A 20,034-nucleotide genomic window follows, 5' to 3' on the forward strand; every position below is an offset into this window, starting at 1 on the left:
AAAGGGCATTCCATTGTGCCGCCGGCCGCACGGCCAACAGGGCCGAAAAGCCCAGACAGGCGCAAACGCTTTCATCTTTTTACAATAGAGCCATGGGCAACCCGCAAATCAACACATACAGCCACGACGGCAAGCGGAAACGGATCGTCGTCGGCCTGAGCGGAGGCGTGGACTCCGCGGTGACGGCGCACCTGCTCAAACAGCAGGGCCACGAGGTTATCGGCATCTTCATGAAGAACTGGGAAGATGACGACGACAGCGAGTTCTGCTCGTCCAACATTGATTTTGTCGACGCCGCCGCCGTGGCCGACGTGATCGGCATCGAGATCGAGCACGTCAACTTCGCAGCCGACTACAAGGACCGCGTCTTCGCCGAGTTCCTGCGCGAATACCAGGCTGGCCGTACGCCCAACCCCGACATCCTGTGCAACGCCGAAATCAAGTTCAAGGCATTTCTGGACCATGCCATGCGCCTGGGCGCCGAAAAAATCGCGACCGGGCATTACGCCAGGGTTCGCCACAACGAAGCCACCGGCCTGCACGAACTGCTCAAGGGCCTTGATCCAGCCAAAGACCAAAGCTATTTTTTGCACCGGCTCAACCAGGCACAGCTCTCCAAAACGCTGTTCCCGGTGGGTGAGTTGCGCAAGACCGAAGTCCGGCGCATTGCCGACGAGATCGGCCTGCCCAACGCGAAGAAAAAAGACTCCACTGGCATCTGTTTTATCGGCGAGAGGCCTTTCCGCGAATTCTTGAATCGCTACATCGCCAAAGAGCCAGGCCCCATCAAGAACGACAAGGGCCGCGTGCTCGGCGAGCATGTGGGCCTGTCCTTCTATACATTGGGACAGCGCCAGGGCCTGGGCATAGGCGGCGTGAAGGCCAAAGGGGCCGAGCTCAAGGCCGTGCAGGCGCGGGGGTTGCGCGGCGTGGGCGAGCACGAACCCTGGTTTGTGGCACGCAAGGACCTTGAAACGAACACGCTGTGGGTGGTTCAGGGCCATGATCACCACTGGCTGCAATCCACGGTGATCCAGGCACAGGACTGCAGCTGGGTGGCGGGACATGCACCGACGCCCGGTGTCATGGCGGCCAAGACACGCTACCGGCAGGCCGACGCACCCTGCGAACTGCGCAGCGCTACCGGCGCGGCCTGCGAACTGGTGTTTGCCGATGCCCAGTGGGCGGTGACGCCGGGCCAGTCGGCTGTGCTCTACCAGGGCGATGTCTGCCTGGGTGGCGGCGTGATTGCTGCCAGCAATGTGCAGAACCAGCCGGCTGTGCCGGTCCGGGCAGCCTACGCCTGATTTTCATTCAAATCAGGCCGCAAGCCTTTATGGACTTGCGCAAGCAGCTATTAAATCAATAGCAAATACGACTCAAAGCGCGGTTTCAACGTAGGTGTAGATGTAGTTGGAGCCGCCGTTGACATTGCCCAGCAGGCGCGACGAGCCAAAAATGCCGGAGCGGTGCGACACACCAAAGCCTATAAAGGTGTCCTTGAGCGGCCGGTAGCCGATCAGGTCGCCCAGGCTCACGTCGATGGTCGGATCCAGATAATTGAGCATGCGGGAAGCCGACTTGCCGTTGGCCGCCAGGCTGGAGGACTCAATGTAGGGAGCCCGCTGTGCCATGGACACGCCCACGCCCAGACCGAGCCGCGTCTTGACCCGGTCGCTCCACGGGAAGCCCGAGTAGACGGCCTTCATGAACAGGTCCAGTTGCACGCCATTGGCCTGCAGGCCCCGCTCGTTGTGGTGCGTGAGGCCCACATAGCCGATGAAGTCGAGCGGCCAGCCGTTCACGTTGTTCAGGAAGGGCTTGCCGACCTGGATGCCGGTAATGCTGGTCGAATTGACCTTCGCCGTCGACAGGCACTGCGCCGTGATGATCTTGGCCAGATGGCAGCCATCTTCGGTTGACTTGCCGTACAGCAGCTTGAAGTAGGTGGGCGAGCCGTCTTCTGCCCACTCACGCTTGTGGCCGCCAAAGTCATAGGCCGCGCCGATATACACGGCGGGCAGCACGCTCTTTTGCACAATGGGGCTGTTCTTTGTCTTGTTGTCCAGCAAGGTGGCCGACACACCGGCCAGCAGGCGCCAGCGCTCGGTGAGGTCATAAGAGCCGTAAAGGCCAATCGAGGTCTGCACGCCCGAGCCCGGCACATAAGCAGGCCGCCCGGCCGTTGCCTCACTGGCCTGCACGCCGTAGTAATAGTTGTTGAGCCTGGCGTCGCGCACCCCCACGGTCACACTGGGGCGCAACATCCAGGGGCCCGAGCGCCAGTCGTAGGTGTAGCCCAGACGGAACTCGTTGCCCTTGTAGGTGTTGCTGATGTCATGCACCAGCTCCGCCTGCAACGTGCCCCAGGGCTGGCGCCAGCGGTAGGCCAGGCCCAGGTCCAGGCCCGAGTCGCGCGGCGACATGCCGGCCAGGCTGGCGGGCAGGCGCTCGGTCGGAAAGCCCTCCAGGCGCTGCTCCACAAAAAGGTCCAGCCGCCGCTCGGTGCCGTTGAGCAGCTTGATGCCGCCCCGGTTGGCATGCAGGAAAAGCCGCTCGCCCTCATACAGGTAAAGCGGCAGCAGGTCGTAACGTGTGCCTGCATCCTTGTAGGGCGAACGTTCAATGCGCGTCACCAGGCCCAGGCCCGCGCTGCCGGGCGAAGAAAGAATGTCGGTCAGTGGTTCGGTGTTGCCACCGGCAAAGGCCGGCGACATGGCGCAGAGGCCGCTGAAGAGAAGGGTGGAGCCCAAAAGCAGGCGGCGCGATGAGAATGACAGGTTCATCATTGGTTTTTTATGTGAAAGCTACTTGAGCGGGCGACCGCGACCGGACAAGGGCTAAAGGCGCGGCGGACACTCCGATGCTATCCACGAATGGCACCGCCTGAGCCGCCCAACTTGTAAGCAAACAGGCACATATGGACTAGGCCGACATCCTTTCCCGGCGATTTCCTCACACGCTGGCTCACACGTACACTGCCTATCTTCGGGTCTCCACCAACTTAACGGAGCCTGTTATGCCCAAATTCGTGATCGAACGTGTCATCCCCGGACTCGGGGCCCTGAAGCCCGCCGAGCTGCAATCCATCTCCCAGAAATCCTGCGGTGTGCTGCAGGAACTGGGGCCTGATGTGCAGTGGGTGCAAAGCTATGTGACAGGCGGCAAGATGTACTGCATCTACCGCGCCGCCAATGAGGAGCTCGTGAGGGAACATGCGCGCCGCGGCGGTTTCCCGGCGAACTCCGTCGCGCAGATCACCACGGTCATCGACCCCACCACCGCTGAAGCCTGAGGTCTGCCGGTGAATCCGCAAGCCCCCGACAATCCGCCGTCTCCGGGGCTTGCCATCTACCTGCTTGGTCCGCCGCGCATAGAGCGAGGCGGCAGCCCTGTGCCGGCGCCGCGCGGGCACAAGGTCTGGGGCCTGCTTGCCTACCTGGTCCGCAGTGATGCACCGGTCAGCCGCAAACATCTGGCGGGCTTGCTGTTCGAAGACGCAGAAGACCCGCTGGCCGCCCTGCGCTGGAACCTCAGTGAGCTGCGGCGCCTGCTCGGCACCGCAGAGTTGCGCGGCGATCTGCTGGCACTTTTGCTGGAGCCTGCCACCTACGTCGACCTCAGCGTCGTGCTGTCGGGCAGCTGGGCGCAAGCCCTGTGCGTGCCCGGCCTGGATCACGAGTTGCTGGAAGGCATGAATTTTTCAGGCAGCCCGGCCTTCGAGGTCTGGCTCGCCACGGAGCGGCGCCATCTGCAGGCCGCCGCCGAAGCCGTGCTGCGCGAAGCCGCCCTGGCTCGCATGGCCGCGGGCGCCATGACAGAAGCAGCCACACTGGCCGGCCGGTTGGTGCGGCACAACCCGCTCGACGAGAACTACCAGGCTTTGCTGGTGCGCAGCCTCGCGGCCTCGGGCGACGGCGTGGGTGCGGCGCGCCAGGCCGCAGCCTGCCGCGAATTGTTCCAGCGCGAACTCGGCGTGCAACCCGGCGCCACGCTGGACGCGGCCCTGCGCACGCTCACCGCAGCGCCCACGGCGCGGCCCGCCACCGGGCGCGCCGCGGCGCTGGCCCAGCTGGAAGCCGGGGAGGCGGCGATCAGCGCCGGCGCGCTCGATGCCGGCCTGCAATGCCTGCGCCGCGCGATCGTGGAAGCCGATGCCACCGGCGACGCGGCACTGCGTGCGCGCGCCCGCGTGGCGCTGGGCGGTGCGCTGGTGCATGCCGCCCGCGGACGCGACGAAGAAGGCGCCACTGCGCTTCACGAAGCACTGGAGGTCGGCCACGAGGCTTCGCCGGCACTCGCCGCCGCCGCGTGCCGCGAACTCGGCTATGTCGAATTCCTGCGCGGCCGCTATGAACGCACGCTGGCCTGGCTGCAACGCGCGACGCCGCTGGCAGCCGGCGACCACGCGGAGCAGGCGCGCATCGCCACCGTGTACGGCGCTGCGCTCAGCGACACTGCGCATTACACGGCCGCCATCAGCCAGCTGCGCGAAGCTGAGGCGCTGGCTGCGGCCGTCGGCGACAGCCGGCAACTTGCCTACGCGCTGTCCATGCTGGGCCGCGCGCTACTGCTGCACGGCGAACCCGAGGCGGCCGCCGACGCCCTGGACCGCTCGGTGGCACTGGCCCGGCAAGGCTGGACCGCCTTTGTGCCGTGGCCGCAATCGCTGCGGGCCGAGATCGACCTGCTGCGCGGCGACGTGGATGCCGCAGCGAACCGCTTCGAGCATGCCTTCGCGCTCGGCTGCCAGATCAGCGACCCGTGCTGGGAAGGCATTGCCGGCCGGGGCCTGGGGCGTGTGGCGATGGCGCGCGGGGAACCGCAGCGCGCCGTTGAAATACTTGCTGACGCACTGACGCGCTGCGTACGCCTTCCTGACGCCTACCTGTGGGCCAAGGCATATGCCCTCGACGCGCTGTGTGATGTCGCTGTGGCACAAGCCATGCCCCAGGCCTCGGCCTGGATCAACGAAATGCAGGACCTCGCTGCGCGCAGCGGCATGCGCGAACTGACGGTACGCGCCCGCCTTCACCGCGCAGCGCTGGGCGACAACGCGAGCGCGGCCGCGGCGAAACTGCTTGCCGGCCAGATCGACAACCCCGCGCTGCACACCCTTGCCGGGCTCTGAACCCGGCGACGGCGCGGCAACACCTCAATAGGTCGATGATGAATGCGACATCCAACGGCGCCGTATTTCACGGTGGAACCCGGCGCCTGGCGCCGGGACAAGCGCTGCGCCTGCCCCGGCGCGGCGGTGAATTGACAGTGCTGCGGGGCCGGCTCTGGCTGACGCGCCACAATGATTCCGGCGATCATTTCATTGAGGCCGGCCAGCGCGTGCGCCTAGGCGCCGATGAGAACGCGGTGATTGAGCCCGCAGGAACCGCGCAGGGCGTGACGCTGCACTGGGAGCCCTGCCGCCCGGGCCTCATCAGCGCCTTGCTCGCCCGGCCTCTTGGCGGCACGGCCTTCCTGGCCTTTGTGGCCGCCCGCGGCTTCGCGGCGCTGGCGCTCAGCGCCGCGGCGAGCGCAAGACGCGCGCGCGGCCAGGGCGAGACCTGCGACCGCCGTGCTGTATTCGTCACACTCGAAGGCAGCGGGGCGCAGGAGTCAGGCCGTTCCTTCTGGAAGAAAAACAGCCTCAAATCATTACTGGATGAGCGCAAGCAGCTATTAAATCCATAGCAAATGAGTTCGCATCAGCCGGCATCGACCCGGGTTTCCCGATGCATTGCAGCGTGCAGGCTATTGCGCTACATCAAACACCCGCACACCATTTTTATCTAAGCTGCTGGCATGAAGATTCAATTCCTCGGTGCCACAGATACCGTGACAGGTTCCAAATACCTGATCCGGTACGGGGAGTCCACGGTGCTGGTCGACTGCGGGCTGTTCCAGGGCTACAAGCAATTGCGCCTGCGCAACTGGTCCGCGCTACCTGTGGCCCCGGCCTCCATTGACGCCGTGATCCTGACGCACGCCCACATTGACCATAGCGGCTACCTGCCACTGCTGGCGCGCCAGGGCTTCAAGGGCAAGGTGTTCTGCACCCCGGCCACGGCCGACCTGTGCCGCATCCTGCTGCCCGACGCTGGCCACCTGCAGGAAGAAGAAGCCGAATACGCCAATCGCCACGGCTTTTCGAAGCACGCACCGGCGCTGCCGCTGTACACACGCGAGGATGCGCTACGCTGCATCAAGCTGCTGCACCCGGTACCCAGCGGAAAAAACTGGCACCCGGCACCGAGCCTGAACGCCAGCCTGACTCCTTCCGGCCACATGGTGGGCTCGTCGTTCGTGCAACTGGACAACGGCTCGCGCTCCATCCTGTTTTCCGGGGACATAGGCCGCCCCAACGACCTGGTGCTCAAGCCGCCTACACGGATGGACGGCGCCGATTATCTGGTGGTGGAGTCCACCTACGGCGACCGCCTGCACAAGGACTCTGACCCCCTATTGGCGCTGGGCCAGGTAATCAACCGCACAGCCGCGCGCGGCGGGGTGGTAGTGATCCCGGCTTTTGCGGTGGGGCGCGCGCAAAGCCTGCTGCACTGCGTTCAGGTGCTCAAGGCGCAAGGTGTCATACAACGCAACCTGCCGATCTACCTCAACAGTCCCATGGCGGCCAATGCCACGCAGGTGTACCTGAAACACAAGGCCGAGCTGCGGCTAACACCCGCGGAGTGCGAGGCCATGGCGCATACCGCCCACATCGTCGAGTCGCCGGAGGAGTCGCGCCTGCTCAATGCCAGGCACGGCCCCATGGTCATCATTGCCGCCAGCGGCATGGCTACCGGCGGACGTGTGGTCCACCATCTCAAAGCCTTCGCGCCCGACAAGCGCAACACCATCGTGTTTGCCGGCTTCCAGCCCGGCGGCACGCGCGGCGCACTCATCTCCGGCGGCGCGCCTACCGTGCGTATCCACGGCCAGGACGTGCCGGTGCGCGCCGAAGTGGCGATGCTGGACGACCTGTCGGCCCATTCGGATGCCGCCGAAATCATGGGTTGGCTGCGCGGCTTCAAGTCGGTACCGAAGCAGACTTTCATCACCCACGGCGAGCCGGCCGCAGCCGATGCCATGCGCCAGCGCATCGAACGCGAACTGCACTGGCCATGCCACCTGCCCTGTTACCTGGAGTCGGTCTCTCTCACCTGATGCAATTCACAAGCCAGCGGCAAGGACAGCCTCAGGCCAGCCCGCACCACTGCGCGATGCGATGCGTCATGTCGCTCCACAAGCCGAACACCGCGGCCAGCATCAGCACCCCCCCGGCCAGACGCACACCCAGTTGACCGCCCAGGCCGTTGCCGGCGCGCCGCAGCCCGGCCAGTAGTTGCGGCGCCAGCAGCAGGGAGACGCCACTGCCCACGGCAAAAGCCGCCATGGCCAGCGCGCCTTGCAACGGCCCGCCACTCAGGGACGCCACCAGCAGCGCCGAATAAAGCAGGCTGCAGGGCATAAAGGCCCATAACGCGCCCACCGAGAACATCCCGCCCCGCGATGCGGCCACGGCACCCACCCTGGACCACGCGGAGCGGCCCGCGCGGTCGGCCCAGGCCGGCTGGCTGGCCTTCACCATCAGCATCATTCCCCAACCCAGCACGGCCAGATGGAACAGCACCCAGAGCGGCTTGACCACGGCGGCCTGTTCTGTCATCCACGCAAAACTTTGCACTGCCATCGCTGCCGCCGCGCCCGCACTTGAATAGCCGACAAGCCGCCCGGCCTGAAAGACCAGCGGTGAATGCGCCTGCCGCTGCGGGCCCACGCGCCGCAGGCCGCCACAGGCCGCGCCGCACATCACAGCGCAATGAGGTCCTCCGGCAAGGCCCATCAGCAGGGCCGTCGTGGCGAGGGCGTAAGACATGGGCAGCGCTGCGATCAAATAATGCGCGAGAAACGACTGCGGTTGAGGTCGGACTGCAGGTAGCGGTCAAACACCATGGCGACCGCGCGCAACACGAACCGGCCTTCGGGCGTCACCTCGATGCCGGTGCTGGAAAGCAGCACAAGCCCGGCATCCTCCAGTTCGCGCAAGCGCTCCAGTTCCGCCGCAAAGTAGGTCTTGAAATCCAGCATCCAGGCGAGCTCTATCGATTCGAACCACACCTGGCCCTGGCACATGATGGCCATGATCACCGCGCGGCGCGCCAGGTCGTCCCGGCTCAGTGCCAGGCCGCGCGTGACCGGGAAGCGCCCCTGGTCAAGCAGGTCGCAGTATTCCTCCAGGGTTTTGGCATTCTGGCTGTAGGTGGCGCCGACCGCGCCAATGGCCGATACGCCCAGGCCCACCAGGTCGCGGTCGGGCTGGGTGCTGTAGCCCTGGAAGTTGCGGTGCAGCCGGCCCTCGCGGCTGGCCACGGCCAGCGCATCGTTCTCAAGCGCGAAGTGGTCCATGCCGATGTAGCGGTAACCCGCGCCCTGCAAACGCTGCATCGCTTCGGCCAGCATGGCGGCCTTGTCCTCGGCCGCGGGCAGCAGCGCCGGCGGGATGTGCCGCTGCGGCTTGAAGCGCTCCGGCAAATGGGCATAGGCATAGAGGGCAATGCGGTCCGGCCTGAGTTCCTCGACCTGGCGGATGGTTCGCGCGAAGGACGTCTGCGTCTGCCGCGGCAGGCCGTAGATCAGGTCCACATTGATGGATTCAAACCCGAGCACGCGCGCCTGCGCAACCAGCGCGAACACCTGTTCGGCGGGCTGGACGCGGTGCACGGCTTTTTGCACGTCGGCATCGAAATCCTGCACGCCGAAACTCAGGCGGTTAAAGCCCAGGGCCGCCAGCGCGGCCAGGCGCGTGTTGTCCACGGTGCGTGGGTCTACCTCGATGGCCATTTCCGCACCGGCCGCGATGTCGAAGTTGCGTCTGAGCATGTCCATGAGCTGTGCGAGTTCCGCGTCGGACAAAAAAGTCGGCGTGCCCCCACCCAGGTGCAGCTGGCTGACAGGCTGTCCCTGCCCCAGGCGCGCCGTGTACAGGGCCACTTCGCGCTCAAGATAGCCCAGGTAGGCGGTGGCACGGCTGTGCTGCTTGGTGATGATCTTGTTGCAGGCGCAGTAGTAGCACAGCGATTCGCAAAAGGGGATGTGCACATACAGCGATAGCGGTGCCGCCGAGGTCTCGGCCCGCGCGCGCCTGTCGTCCAGCGCGCGGCCGTGATCGACGGCGGTAAAGGCCTCGACAAAACGGTCCGCCGTCGGAAAGGACGTGTAGCGCGGGCCGGAGATGTCGAACTGGCGAAGGGCCTGGGGTAGAACTGCGGGCATGGGATGGTTCAGGAATGTGAGGCCTCCACTGTGCCGCCTCTCCGCCCCGGCTGCGTTGATGTGGATCAACGAGGGCGCAAGGTGCGGCCGCCGGACGCGTTTGCCCCGTCCTTGACCTGCGTCAAATCGCCGCGCAGGGCGCGCCGTAAGCTGGCGGCTTCCCCATTGCCTTGGGTCAACGGCCCCGGCTGCCAACCCTTCATCTCATGTCCCTCTCACAAGCAATCCAAGAAAACCAAGCCACCGTCCTTCCGCACCGAAAAGTCCTGCGTTCCTGGCTTCTTCCTGTCTCGACCAAAAACACCGGCCTCGCGTTGGCGCTGGCCCTGATGGACTTTGCCCTGTTCGCTGCATGCATGACCGGGGCAGTGCTCGCGGGCCACCCTGCCCTCCAGGTGCTCATGGCCCTCTTGGCCGGCTTCATGATCGCGAGGCTGTTTATCCTCGGCCACGACGCGTGTCACCAGAGCTTCACCCCACACCGCAAACTCAACCGCTGGCTGGGCCGCCTGCTTTTTTTGCCCTCGCTCACGCCCTACAGCCTGTGGGATGTCGGGCACAACATCGTGCACCACGGCTACACCAACCTCAGCGGCTTTGATTTCGTATGGCAGCCCGCGACCCTTGAGGCCTATGAAAGCATGCCTGTCTGGAAACAGTGGCTGGAGCGCGCCTACCGCAGCGGCTGGGCGCCCTGGCTCTACTACCTCGTGGAAATCTGGTGGAAGCGGCTTTACTTCCCGTCCAAAGCCGTGATGCCTACGCGGCGCGGCATTTTTGTCGCGGACAGCTTGCTGGTCACTGCCGCTGCCGCAGCCTGGATCGCAGGCCTTGTGATCGCGGCAGGGTCTACCGGTCAGTCGGCGCTCTGGCTTTTGGCCGTTGGCTTTTTCCTGCCGCTGTTAGTGTGGAACGGCCTGATAGGTTTTGTGGTCTACGTGCACCACACGCACACCCAGATCGCCTGGTATGACAACAAAAAAAGCTGGTCGGACGCCAACCCCTTTGTCTCCACCACCGTGCACCTGACCTTCAACTCGTTTTTCGGCGCGGCGCTGCACCACATCATGGAGCACACGGCCCATCACGTAGACATGGGCGTGCCGCTGTACCGCCTGAAACAGGCGCAGGCCATGCTGGAGGCCAGGCTGCCTGGCCACATCGTCGTACAGCCTTTTTCCTGGCACTGGTACTTCGATACGGCGCGCCGCTGCAAGCTTTATGACTTCGAGCGGCGGCAATGGACGGATTTTTCCGGTACCCCGGCCACCCAGTCGATGGTCGTTCAGTGAACCCGGGTATCGAAGACCTGTTTGAGGGCCGCGTGGTCGAGGATGCGGATGTGGCGTTTGTCGACTTCCAGGATGCCCTGCTGCAGGAAGGCGGAAAAGGTGCGGCTCACGGTCTCCAGCTTCATGCCCAGGTAGCTGCCGATTTCGGCGCGCGACATGCGCAAGTGGAATTCGCTGGCTGAGTAGCCACGCAACTTGAGCCGCTGTGACAGGTTGAGCAGGAAGGCAGCCAGCCGCTCTTCGGCGTTCATGCTGCCCAACAGCATCATCAGGCTGTGCTCCTTGACGATTTCCCGGCTCATCAGCCGGCTGACGGCCTGCTGCATGTCGGCACTGGTCGCAGCCAGGCCGCTGATCTGGTCGTAGGGAATGGTGCAGACTTCAGTGTCTTCGAGTGCAGTGGAGTTGCTGGCATACGCGCCGTTGGCAATACCGTCCAGGCCCATCAGTTCACCGGCCATCTGGAAGCCGCTGACCTGCTCACGGCCATCTGCCAGCGTCAGGCTGGATTTGAAGGTGCCGATACGCACCGCATAAATGTTGCGGAAAGCTTGGCCCTCGTGGTAGAGCGTCTGCCCCGCCTTGACCTTCGTCCGGCTGAAGTGGAGATCGTCCAGTCCATCCACATCGGCGGGCTTCATGCCGCAGGGCAGGCAGAGGTCGCGCAGGTTGCAGTTCGAGCAGTGAGTCTTCAGTGGCAGGATAGCGGCGGATGAAATGCCGCTGACGGATGAAGTGCCGCTGGCGGATGAACAGGCTAAGGGCATGATGACTCCTTGGATTGGGAGGAAGAAACGGACTGATCCACACGCCGCGGCTGCGCAAGCATTGCCACGGTGTCCCCGAGTTGGTAAAACTCGGCGTGTTTATCGAGAAAACAGGCAGCGCCCGCAGCCAGGTAGCGCGCACGGTAGGCGGCCTCGGCATGGTTGCTGAGGATGATGAAAGGAATGTCTTGCGTGGTTTTGAGGACGGACTGCAGCACCTGCATGCCCGTGCCCTTCTCGAATTGCACGTCAAGCACCACCACATCGGGCTGCGTCGCCAGGATGCCCGAGACCGCAGACTCCGGCGTATCGGCCTGGCCCGCGACCACCACGCCCCGGGCGGTAAGCATTTCGGCAACGCTGCGGCGGCTCAGCGCGGAGTCGTCGGCCAGAAAGACCCGGGTGGGTGAAGCGGTGTGTTGCATGCCCTTACTGTCGCGCAGGCGGCGCGGCAGGGACATCGTCTTTTGCTGAAAGGCCGGCTCGGATAAGGCTGGTTCGCCGGCACCGGCGCTCCGATCCAGACTCGGAAATTTCCGAGCCTGTACCGACCAGCGCGCCCGCTTAATGCGCCATCAACACGGGTAGCGTCATGCTTTTAAGCACGGTCCGGGATGCGCCGCCCAATACCCATTCATAGGCGCGGGCGCGGCCATAGCAGCCCATCACCAGCAAGTCCGCCTGCAGATCGAATGCGCGCGACAGCAGCAGGTCGCCCAGGTTCCCGGGTTCCGCGCCTTCCACATTTTCCCGGTGCCAGCTGGCCTGGACACCGTGGGCCTTCAGGTAAGAGACGATATTCGGACCTGCGCCCGTAGCCGCCACGGCATCAACGCCCCAGCTCAGGATATGCACCGAGTTTGCGTTGCGCAGGATGGGGAGGGCCGCGGTCACCGCGCGTGCGGCTCCGCGGGTGGGCTTCCAGGCGATCACCACATTGCCCGGCAAACCCGGTTTTGCCGACGTGTAGGGCAGCACCAGTGCCGGCCGCCCGCTCAGGGCAATCACAGCCTCCGGAAAATCCGCCGGCATCAGCGTGGACCAACCCTCGCCCGGGCCGTGCTGGCCCAGCACCAGCAGGTCGGCATAGAGCGCCTGTCCGGCAAAGGCCGATAGCAGCGGAAATTCATGGACTTCAGCCCAGGCGGCCGGGAACCCCGCGGGCCTGAGCTGCTCGAACACCGAACGCGCCCGCGCCAGTTCGGTGTCCTGCTCGTTCTCCCGCCTCACGGCCAGGCCGGAGCCCATGCCGGAGGCGACGGGAAGCGCCTCCGAGGCCGAAGGCGAGGCATACAGTGCCGTGATACCGGTACCGTACTGCGCGGCAAGCCGGCAGGAAAATTCAAGGCGTTGCGCGAATTGCGGCGAGGCGTCGGCGTGGACCAGCAGTTGTTTGAGTTCATTGCTCATGGAACATCTCCGGTGCAGAGTTTGGATACCCTGACTGTAGGAAGATGCGCCCGCGGCCGTGTTGACCCTTGTCAACACCAGGCGCTTTCTGCGGCGGCCCGGCGGGCCTCAGGGGTCCAGCGGCTCGGTCAGTCCGTGCTTGAGCGCATAGCGGATCAGCTCGCTCTGGTTTTGCAAGCCCATTTTCTGCATGAGGTTGGTCTTGTGGGTGCTGACGGTCTTGACCGACAGGTTCAGCTTCGTCCCGATGTCCGTCAGGGAAACGCCGGCCACCAGCAATTGCAGCACTTCAAACTCGCGATTCGAAAGGCTTTCATGCGGCACTGCCTGGCTGCCGGGCATCGCACCCAGCGCGAGTTGCTCGGCCACTTCGGCGCTGATGAAGGCGCCGCCTGAAGCCACCTTGCGTATGGCCTGCTCCAGCTGGTCCGGCGCGCTCTCTTTGGTCAGGTAGCCGCTGGCGCCGTTCTTGATGGCGCGCACGGCGTACTGCAGCTCTTGGTGCATGCTCAGGACCAGGATGCGCAGCTGCGGCTTTTCGCCGCGAATCAGCTTGATGAGCTCCATGCCGCTGCGCCCCGGCATGGAGAGGTCCAGCACCAGCACGTCGAAGGCCAGCTCGCGCACGCGCTGCATGACTTCTGTCCCGTTGCCGGCCTCGCCGGCGACCTCCATGTCATCGATGGAGGACACGATGCGCTTGAGCCCCTCCCGCACGATGGAATGGTCGTCGGCAATCACAATTTTGATCACGTGATGTCTCCTGTTTCGGGCACCGGAATGCTGACCCGTATGCGGGTTCCCTGGCCCGGCGCGGTGTCTATGTCCACCGTCCCCTGCAGCAGGCGGGCCCGTTCGCGCAGGCCCATCAGACCCAGCGAATTGGGCTTGCGCGGGGCGTCCGGCGCGAACCCGGCACCGTCATCGCTCACGTCGAGGATCACGGCCGCATCAGTCCTCGCTATGCGTACATCGACTTGCGACGCACTCGCGTGCTTTGCCACGTTCACGAGCGACTCCTGCACAATGCGGAACACCGCCGTGGCATACGGTTCGGCCAGCTCAACCTCCTCGTCCAGCGACAGCTTGCACACCACGCCGTGACGCTGGGTGAAATTATGGGTGAGCCACTGGATGGCCGGCACCAGGCCCAGGTCGTCCAGCAGCAACGGCCGCAAATCTGACGCGATGCGGCGCGTGGCGGCCACCGTGGTGTCCAGCAAGCCGAGCATGTCGTCCAGTTTGGCCCGCACGGCACCTGCATCCGGGGGCAAGGCTTCCCGAATCCAGGTGGCGTCCATCTTGATCGCCGTCAATGACTGCGCGAGTTCGTCGTGCAGCTCGCGCGCGATCCGTGTTTTTTCGCTTTCACGGATGGCGTGGGCCGCCGAGGCGAAGGCGCTCAGTTCCTCGCTCGCACGGACCCGCTCAGTCACGTCGCGCAGGATCACGGTGTAAAGCTTGCCGTGCGCGGTATCGAGCTGCGAGATGGAAGCTTCCAGCGGAAACTCCTCGCCGCTGGACCTCCGCCCATACAGCACCGTGCCGTCTCCCATGCGCCTGGAGGTTGTGCCGGTCTGACCGAAACGCCGAACCTGCTCGCCGTGTGCTCCCTGGTGCCGCTGTGGAATCAACCGTGTGAGCGGCTGGCCCAGCATCTCGCGCGTGGGCCAGCCGAATATCTTCTCGGCCGCCTTGTTGTACAAGAGCACGTTCTGCTTGCTGTCCACAGTGATGATGGCGTCCATGGCCGAATCCAGCAGACCGGCCAGCCTCGCGTCCGCGCCCTCCAGCGCTTGCTTGCCGATACGGTCTCGCGCCGCGTCACGCCCGGCCAGCAGCCAGGCAATGCCGCATGTGGCGGCGGCCAGCGCTGCAACCAGCGGCAGGCCCGGCAGCGATTGTGGGCTGGACGCCAGATGGACGGCGGCCAGCAGCGTCAGGGTTGCCATCACGGCCAGTGCGATGGCCATGGAGCGCCGGCGCTTGGGCACCGCGTCACCGACGTGGGGGAACAGGGACATGGGGCAGCTTCGGGAGTGGAACCCGATCTTACCGCCCGGCCCTTTCTGCGGAAGCCGGCACAGGCCCCATCAGCAGCACCGTCAAGGCGCTGGAGGCCGCGCAGGCAAGCCAGAACACAAAAAAGGCGGCGGTCTGCAGTGCCAGCCGGGACAGCCCCGCGGGTTGCCCGTAACGCAGCATTTCCTCAGGGTCGAACAGTCCGAAGAGCAGCAGTTCCAGCAGGCAGGCCGACAGAAAGGCCGGCCAGGCGATGCCCAGTATCTTGTTGGCTGAAATCATGGGGTCTCCTCTTTGCGTTGCAGGCGATCAGGGACGAGCCGTTTTGTCGGGTGTGGCCGCGTGATTGCGCCCCTCCAGGGCCGGCGCCAGTGCCCTGGGTTGATGCAGCGCATTGATGCGCGAGGCCCGCGCCGGCTCCTGTCCGCCTATCACGGCATCCGGGTACTTGACGGCCAGGAAGGCTGTCACCACGCCTGCCACGACCACTGCGGCGGGCCCGGAAATCACCAGCCAGACATGACCGTGCTTCCACCATGGAGTGGCTTGGGTGGGAATGGAATTCATGAGGGGCCTTTCATCGCGATTCATCGCGGAACAAGGAACACGGATTTTTCTTCGACGTGGGCACGCCCGCTTTCATCGACGATGCGGAACACGATGGGGTGCGAGCCGGCCTGCGTCGAGCCGTAGGGAATTTGCAGCCGCACTGCGACCCAGCGGGATTCGGTGGGGCCCACGCTGACTTCGGCCTCAGAGGCGACCGTCAGGCCCTCCAGTCCGGCGGCCGCAATCGTGTAGCGTTGCGGCTGCTCGGTGGCGTTCATGATCTGCAGCCGGTAAACATTTTCCAGCCGCCCGCCCGACACGATGCGCGAAAGCGCGGCGCGGTCCCGCACGACGTCGACCTTCAACGGCATGCGCGCCACCAGGCTCCAGAGGAGTGTCAGGCACAGCACGCCGAGCAGCGCCGTATAGACCAGCACGCGCGGGCGCAGCACCTGCCGCAGCATGCGTGAAGCACCCCATTTTCCGGCGAGCGCGTTCTGGGTGGTGAAGCGGATCAGACCCCGCGCATAACCCATTTTGTCCATCACACCATCACACACATCCACGCATGCCGCGCAGCCTATGCACTCATACTGCAGGCCCTCGCGGATGTCTATGCCTGTCGGGCAAACCTGCACGCACAGGGTGCAATCGACGCAAGCCCCCAGGGACAGCGCCGCGGCGTCGGCATGGCGCGACCTGGCGCCGCGCGGTTCACCCCGCGCGGGGTCGTAACTCACGATCAGCGTGTCCTTGTCGAACATCGCACTCTGGAAGCGCGCGTAAGGGCACATGTATTTGCACACCTGCTCACGCAGGAAGCCGGCATTGCCGTAAGTGGCGAAACCGTAGAACAAGACCCAGAAGATTTCCCAGCCGCCCATTTTGGTCTGCAAGAATTGCAGGATCAGCTCGCGGGCCGGCACGAAATAAGCGACAAAGGTAAAGCCGGTCCACATCGCCACGCCTATCCAGAGGATGTGCTTGAACCACTTCTTGACCAGTTTTTCCAGCGAGAACGGCGCGCCGTCCAGCCGTAGCCTGGCCGTGCGGTCGCCCTCCACCTTGCGCTCTATCCAGAGGAAAATTTCGGTGTACACCGTCTGCGGGCAGGCAAAGCCGCACCAAAGCCGGCCCGCAACCGCCGTGAACAGGAACAGCGACAAAGCGCTGGCGACCAGCAGGCCGGTCAGGTAGATGAAGTCCTGCGGGTACAGCACATAACCGAAGAGATAAAAGCGCCGCGCCTCCAGGTCGAACAGCACCGCCTGGCGCTGCCCCCACTGCAGCCACGGCAAGCCGTAGAAAAACAGCTGCGTCAAGATGACGAATGCCCAGCGCCAGCGCGCAAACAGCCCGCTCACGGAACGCGGGTAGATTTTCTTTTGCGCCTCGTACAGCGACTCCCCTGCCGGCTCTGCCGCCGGCACGATGGGAATGATTTTTCGCAAAGGCAGCTGGGTCACTGTCGCCTCAAAGTTTTGCCGCAGCGGCTTTGTTGGAGAGCCCCCAGATGTAAGCTGTCAACACATGGATCTGCGCTTCCGTGAGCTTGCCGGCCTGCGCAGGCATTTCGTTGGTTTTGCCTTTGTTCACAATGTCGACGATGGCCTGCTCTCCCCAGCCGTGCAGCCAGATGTCGTCGGCCAGGTTGGGCGCGCCTATCGCGGTATTGCCCTTGCCGTCCATGCCGTGGCAGGCCGCGCAGGCGGTGAATTTGGATTTGCCGAGCTGCGCGCGCAGTGAATCGTGGGGACCACCGGACAGGCTCAGGACGTAATTCGCCACGTTCTTGACATCATCCGCTGTGCCTACAGCGGCCGCCATGGGCGGCATCTGGCCCTTGCGGCCCACGGTCAGGGTCTCCCTGATTTTTTCGGTTGAGCCGCCGTGCAGCCAGTCGGTGTCGGCGAGGTTGGGAAAGCCCTTGCTGCCGCGCGCGTCCGAGCCGTGGCACTGGGCGCAGTTGTTCATGAAGAGGCGCTCGCCCACCGCCATGGCATTGGCGTCGCCGGCGAGCTCGTCCGCGCTTTTGGCGGTGAAGCCGGCGTACAGCGGTGCAAGCTCCTTGTCTGCGTTGTCCATCGCGGTGTTGTATTCGCCACGCGTGCTCCAGCCCATTTCGCCCGGGTAAGCACCAAGGCCCGGGTAAGCGACCAGGTAGAGCAAGGAATAGATCACGCTGATCACGAACAGCCACATCCACCAGCGCGGCATCGGGTTGTTGGACTCGCGCAGGTCTTCATCCCAGACGTGGCCCGTCGTGTTGTCGCTGTTCTGGGGTATTTTTTTGCGGGCCGTCGCCCACAGCAGGACCAGGGCACCGAGGATGCCGATCAAGGTCAGCGCGGCCACGTACCAGGACCAGAAGTTGTCTGTGAAATCGCTCATGGCTCACACCCGATGTGTTGTGCAGTGAATAAAAAACCGGTGAAGAGGTCTTGCATGGCGCTACCCCCTAGTCCTGCAGGAAGGGGATCTTTGCGTCCTCTTCAAACCGCGTGCGGTTACGGCTGGAATAGGCCCACACCAGCAGACCGACGAAGGTGGCAAAACACAGCAGGGTAGCGATGATGCGCAGCGTGTTGACGTCCATGTCGCTCTCCTTTACTTCAGGGCCTTGCCCATAACTTGCAGATAGGCCACCAGGGCATCCATTTCCGTCTTGCCCTTCACCACACCAGCGGCCTCGGCGATTTCGGCGTCGGTGTAAGGCACCCCCACCCTGCGCAGTGCTGTCATGCGGGGCGCCATGTCGGCGGGGTCGACGGGCTTCTTCTCCAGCCAGCTATAGGCCGGCATGTTGGATTCAGGGACCAGGTCGCGCGGATTGTTCAGGTGGATACGGTGCCATTCGTCGGTGTATTTGCCACCTACGCGGTGCAGGTCGGGACCCGTGCGCTTGCTGCCCCACTGGAAGGGATGGTCGTAGACAAATTCGCCGGCCACCGAGTAGTGCCCGTAGCGCAACGTCTCCGCGCGAAACGGGCGGATCATCTGCGAGTGGCAGTTGTAGCAACCCTCGCGCAGGTAGATGTCGCGGCCGGCCAGCTGCAACGCACCATAAGGCTTCACGCCTTCAAGCGGTGCGGTGGTCGACTTCTGGAAGAACAGCGGCACGATTTCCACCAGGCCGCCCACGGCGATCACCAGCAGGATCAGGATGATCATCAGGAAGTTGTTGGTTTCGATCTTCTCGTGCGAGAAGCCGGCCGCAGAGGGGGTTTCGTCTTTCATGGGATGTGCTTTCTTCTCTTGTTATGCGTGAGCCAGCGCCGGCACCGGCACCCGGACGGGGCGGCCCTTGGCCACCGTCATGCAGACGTTCCAGGCCATCAGTACCATGCCGCCAAGGTACAAAAGCCCGCCAAAGAAACGCACCACGTAGAAGGGATAGGTGGCCTTCACCGATTCGACGAAGGTGTAGGTCAGGGTTCCGTCGGCGTTGATGGCGCGCCACATCAGACCCTGCATCACGCCGGCGATCCACATGGCGGCGATGTAGAGCACGATGCCCACGGTGGCCGTCCAGAAATGCACCTCGATGGCGCGCACCGAATACATCTGCTTTTGCCCGAACAGGCGGGGAATCATGTAGTACAGCGTGCCCATCGATATCAGGCCCACCCAGCCCAGTGCGCCCGAATGCACGTGGCCAACCGTCCAGTCCGTGTAGTGCGAGAGCGCATTGACGGTCTTGATGGACATCAGCGGGCCCTCGAAGGTGCTCATGCCATAGAACGACAACGACACGATCAAAAAGCGCAGGATGGGGTCTTCGCGCAGCTTGTGCCAGGCGCCCGACAGGGTCATCACGCCGTTGATCATCCCGCCCCAACTGGGCGCCAGCAGGATCAGCGAGAACACCATGCCCACCGATTGCGTCCAGTCAGGCAAGGCCGTGTAATGCAGGTGGTGCGGGCCCGCCCACATATACGTAAAGATGAGCGCCCAGAAGTGGACGATGGACAGGCGGTAGCTGTAGACCGGCCGCTCCGCCTGCTTGGGGATGAAGTAATACATCATGCCCAGGAAGCCCGCGGTGAGGAAGAATCCCACGGCGTTGTGGCCGTACCACCACTGCACCATCGCGTCCTGCACACCCGCATAAGCGGAATAGGATTTCATCCAGCCGGCCGGGATCTCCGCGCTGTTGACCACGTGCAGCACCGCCACCGCAAGAATGAAGGCGCCGTAAAACCAGTTGGCCACGTAGATGTGCCGAACCTTGCGGATTCCCAGCGTGCCGAAAAAGACGATGGCATAGGACACCCAGACCAGGGTGATCAGGATGTCGATGGGCCATTCGAGTTCGGCGTACTCCTTGCCGGTGGTGTAGCCCAGCGGCAGGCTGATCGCGGCGCCCAGGATGACCAGCTGCCAGCCCCAGAAGGTAAAGGCTGCCAGCCGCGGTGCAAACAAGGGAACGCTGCTGGTGCGCTGGACCACGTAGTAGCTGCTGCCGATCAATGCACAGCCGCCGAAGGCGAAGATGACAGCATTGGTATGCAGCGGCCTGAGCCGGCCGTAGCTGAGCCAGGGAATGCCGAAGTTCAGTTCAGGCCATGCCAGCTGCGCGGCGATGAAAAGGCCCACAGCCATGCCGACCACACCCCAGAGCACAGCTGCCAGTGAAAACTGGCGAACCACCTTGTCGTGATAGGCGATCCCTCGTGTCGTTTCTTCGTTCATGAAGCACCTTTTGTCTTGATGCTTCAAAGTGT

At 64.1% G+C, this 20,034-nt stretch carries 21 protein-coding genes; 6 read left to right on the plus strand and 15 right to left on the minus strand.

Annotated features, from left to right (window positions below; all coding sequences use genetic code 11):
* Positions 1-92 precede the first annotated feature (92 nt).
* Positions 93-1,307 (plus strand): tRNA 2-thiouridine(34) synthase MnmA, encoded by a 1,215-nt coding sequence (gene mnmA, locus ACXJKE_RS15675; RefSeq protein WP_457281507.1) that lies wholly within the window; start codon positions 93-95, stop codon positions 1,305-1,307.
* 72 nt (positions 1,308-1,379) lie between these two features.
* Here mnmA and ACXJKE_RS15680 read toward each other — a convergent pair whose 3' ends face one another.
* Complete coding sequence (locus ACXJKE_RS15680) at positions 1,380-2,789, minus strand: MipA/OmpV family protein (RefSeq protein ID WP_457281508.1); 1,410 nt, start codon at positions 2,787-2,789, stop codon at positions 1,380-1,382.
* Positions 2,790-3,019: 230 nt separating this feature from the next.
* Between ACXJKE_RS15680 and ACXJKE_RS15685 the strand changes: the two genes are divergently transcribed.
* From ACXJKE_RS15685 to ACXJKE_RS15700, 4 genes are all read left to right on the plus strand, one after another.
* Positions 3,020-3,295: a DUF4242 domain-containing protein gene (locus tag ACXJKE_RS15685; protein ID WP_457281509.1), complete on the plus strand. Its 276-nt coding sequence runs from the start codon at positions 3,020-3,022 to the stop codon at positions 3,293-3,295.
* A gap of 9 nt (positions 3,296-3,304) precedes the next feature.
* Positions 3,305-5,131 carry a BTAD domain-containing putative transcriptional regulator gene (locus ACXJKE_RS15690; RefSeq protein ID WP_457281510.1) on the plus strand — a complete coding sequence of 609 codons (1,827 nt, stop codon included), beginning with the start codon at positions 3,305-3,307 and terminating at the stop codon, positions 5,129-5,131.
* Between the two features lie 35 nt (positions 5,132-5,166).
* A complete protein-coding gene (locus ACXJKE_RS15695; RefSeq protein WP_457281511.1) occupies positions 5,167-5,688 on the plus strand; it encodes a DUF2917 domain-containing protein in 522 nt (173 codons plus the stop codon).
* 111 nt (positions 5,689-5,799) lie between these two features.
* Positions 5,800-7,161 carry an MBL fold metallo-hydrolase RNA specificity domain-containing protein gene (locus tag ACXJKE_RS15700; RefSeq protein ID WP_457281512.1) on the plus strand — a complete coding sequence of 454 codons (1,362 nt, stop codon included), beginning with the start codon at positions 5,800-5,802 and terminating at the stop codon, positions 7,159-7,161.
* A gap of 31 nt (positions 7,162-7,192) precedes the next feature.
* Here ACXJKE_RS15700 and ACXJKE_RS15705 read toward each other — a convergent pair whose 3' ends face one another.
* Positions 7,193-7,873, minus strand: a complete 681-nt coding sequence (locus ACXJKE_RS15705; protein WP_457281513.1) for a sulfite exporter TauE/SafE family protein — start codon at positions 7,871-7,873, stop codon at positions 7,193-7,195.
* Between the two features lie 14 nt (positions 7,874-7,887).
* Positions 7,888-9,270, minus strand: a complete 1,383-nt coding sequence (hemN, locus tag ACXJKE_RS15710; protein ID WP_457281514.1) for an oxygen-independent coproporphyrinogen III oxidase — start codon at positions 9,268-9,270, stop codon at positions 7,888-7,890.
* Positions 9,271-9,476: 206 nt separating this feature from the next.
* On the opposite strand from hemN, the gene ACXJKE_RS15715 reads away from it, so the two are divergent.
* Positions 9,477-10,562, plus strand: a complete 1,086-nt coding sequence (locus ACXJKE_RS15715) for a fatty acid desaturase (protein ID WP_457281515.1) — start codon at positions 9,477-9,479, stop codon at positions 10,560-10,562.
* On the opposite strand, the gene ACXJKE_RS15720 is transcribed toward ACXJKE_RS15715, so the two are convergent.
* The 12 genes from ACXJKE_RS15720 to ccoN form a co-directional block, all read right to left on the minus strand.
* Positions 10,556-11,329, minus strand: coding sequence for a helix-turn-helix domain-containing protein (locus tag ACXJKE_RS15720; protein WP_457281516.1), 774 nt, complete (start codon positions 11,327-11,329; stop codon positions 10,556-10,558). The genes ACXJKE_RS15715 and ACXJKE_RS15720 overlap by 7 nt on opposite strands.
* Positions 11,320-11,790, minus strand: coding sequence for a response regulator (locus ACXJKE_RS15725; protein ID WP_457281517.1), 471 nt, complete (start codon positions 11,788-11,790; stop codon positions 11,320-11,322). Before ACXJKE_RS15725 ends, ACXJKE_RS15720 begins: the two co-directional genes overlap by 10 nt.
* Before the next feature lie 103 nt (positions 11,791-11,893).
* The gene (locus ACXJKE_RS15730; RefSeq protein WP_457281518.1) at positions 11,894-12,739 is read right to left on the minus strand and encodes a universal stress protein; all 846 of its coding nucleotides are present in this window, start codon (positions 12,737-12,739) and stop codon (positions 11,894-11,896) included.
* A 108-nt stretch (positions 12,740-12,847) separates the two neighbouring features.
* A complete protein-coding gene (locus tag ACXJKE_RS15735; protein ID WP_457281519.1) occupies positions 12,848-13,492 on the minus strand; it encodes a response regulator in 645 nt (214 codons plus the stop codon).
* Positions 13,489-14,763 carry a PAS domain-containing sensor histidine kinase gene (locus tag ACXJKE_RS15740; protein WP_457281520.1) on the minus strand — a complete coding sequence of 425 codons (1,275 nt, stop codon included), beginning with the start codon at positions 14,761-14,763 and terminating at the stop codon, positions 13,489-13,491. Before ACXJKE_RS15740 ends, ACXJKE_RS15735 begins: the two co-directional genes overlap by 4 nt.
* A gap of 28 nt (positions 14,764-14,791) precedes the next feature.
* Positions 14,792-15,043 (minus strand): hypothetical protein, encoded by a 252-nt coding sequence (locus ACXJKE_RS15745; protein ID WP_457281521.1) that lies wholly within the window; start codon positions 15,041-15,043, stop codon positions 14,792-14,794.
* A 27-nt stretch (positions 15,044-15,070) separates the two neighbouring features.
* Positions 15,071-15,328 carry a nitrogen fixation protein FixH gene (locus ACXJKE_RS15750; protein WP_457281522.1) on the minus strand — a complete coding sequence of 86 codons (258 nt, stop codon included), beginning with the start codon at positions 15,326-15,328 and terminating at the stop codon, positions 15,071-15,073.
* Positions 15,329-15,348: 20 nt separating this feature from the next.
* Complete coding sequence (ccoG, locus tag ACXJKE_RS15755) at positions 15,349-16,776, minus strand: cytochrome c oxidase accessory protein CcoG (RefSeq protein ID WP_457281523.1); 1,428 nt, start codon at positions 16,774-16,776, stop codon at positions 15,349-15,351.
* 7 nt (positions 16,777-16,783) lie between these two features.
* A complete protein-coding gene (ccoP, locus tag ACXJKE_RS15760) occupies positions 16,784-17,701 on the minus strand; it encodes a cytochrome-c oxidase, cbb3-type subunit III (protein ID WP_457281524.1) in 918 nt (305 codons plus the stop codon).
* Between the two features lie 67 nt (positions 17,702-17,768).
* Positions 17,769-17,906 carry a cbb3-type cytochrome oxidase subunit 3 gene (locus ACXJKE_RS15765; RefSeq protein WP_457281525.1) on the minus strand — a complete coding sequence of 46 codons (138 nt, stop codon included), beginning with the start codon at positions 17,904-17,906 and terminating at the stop codon, positions 17,769-17,771.
* 11 nt (positions 17,907-17,917) lie between these two features.
* The gene (ccoO, locus tag ACXJKE_RS15770; RefSeq protein ID WP_457281526.1) at positions 17,918-18,547 is read right to left on the minus strand and encodes a cytochrome-c oxidase, cbb3-type subunit II; all 630 of its coding nucleotides are present in this window, start codon (positions 18,545-18,547) and stop codon (positions 17,918-17,920) included.
* A gap of 21 nt (positions 18,548-18,568) precedes the next feature.
* A complete protein-coding gene (ccoN, locus tag ACXJKE_RS15775; RefSeq protein ID WP_457281527.1) occupies positions 18,569-20,002 on the minus strand; it encodes a cytochrome-c oxidase, cbb3-type subunit I in 1,434 nt (477 codons plus the stop codon).
* Positions 20,003-20,034 lie beyond the last annotated feature (32 nt).

This window comes from Polaromonas sp. P5_D5 (assembly GCF_054049435.1).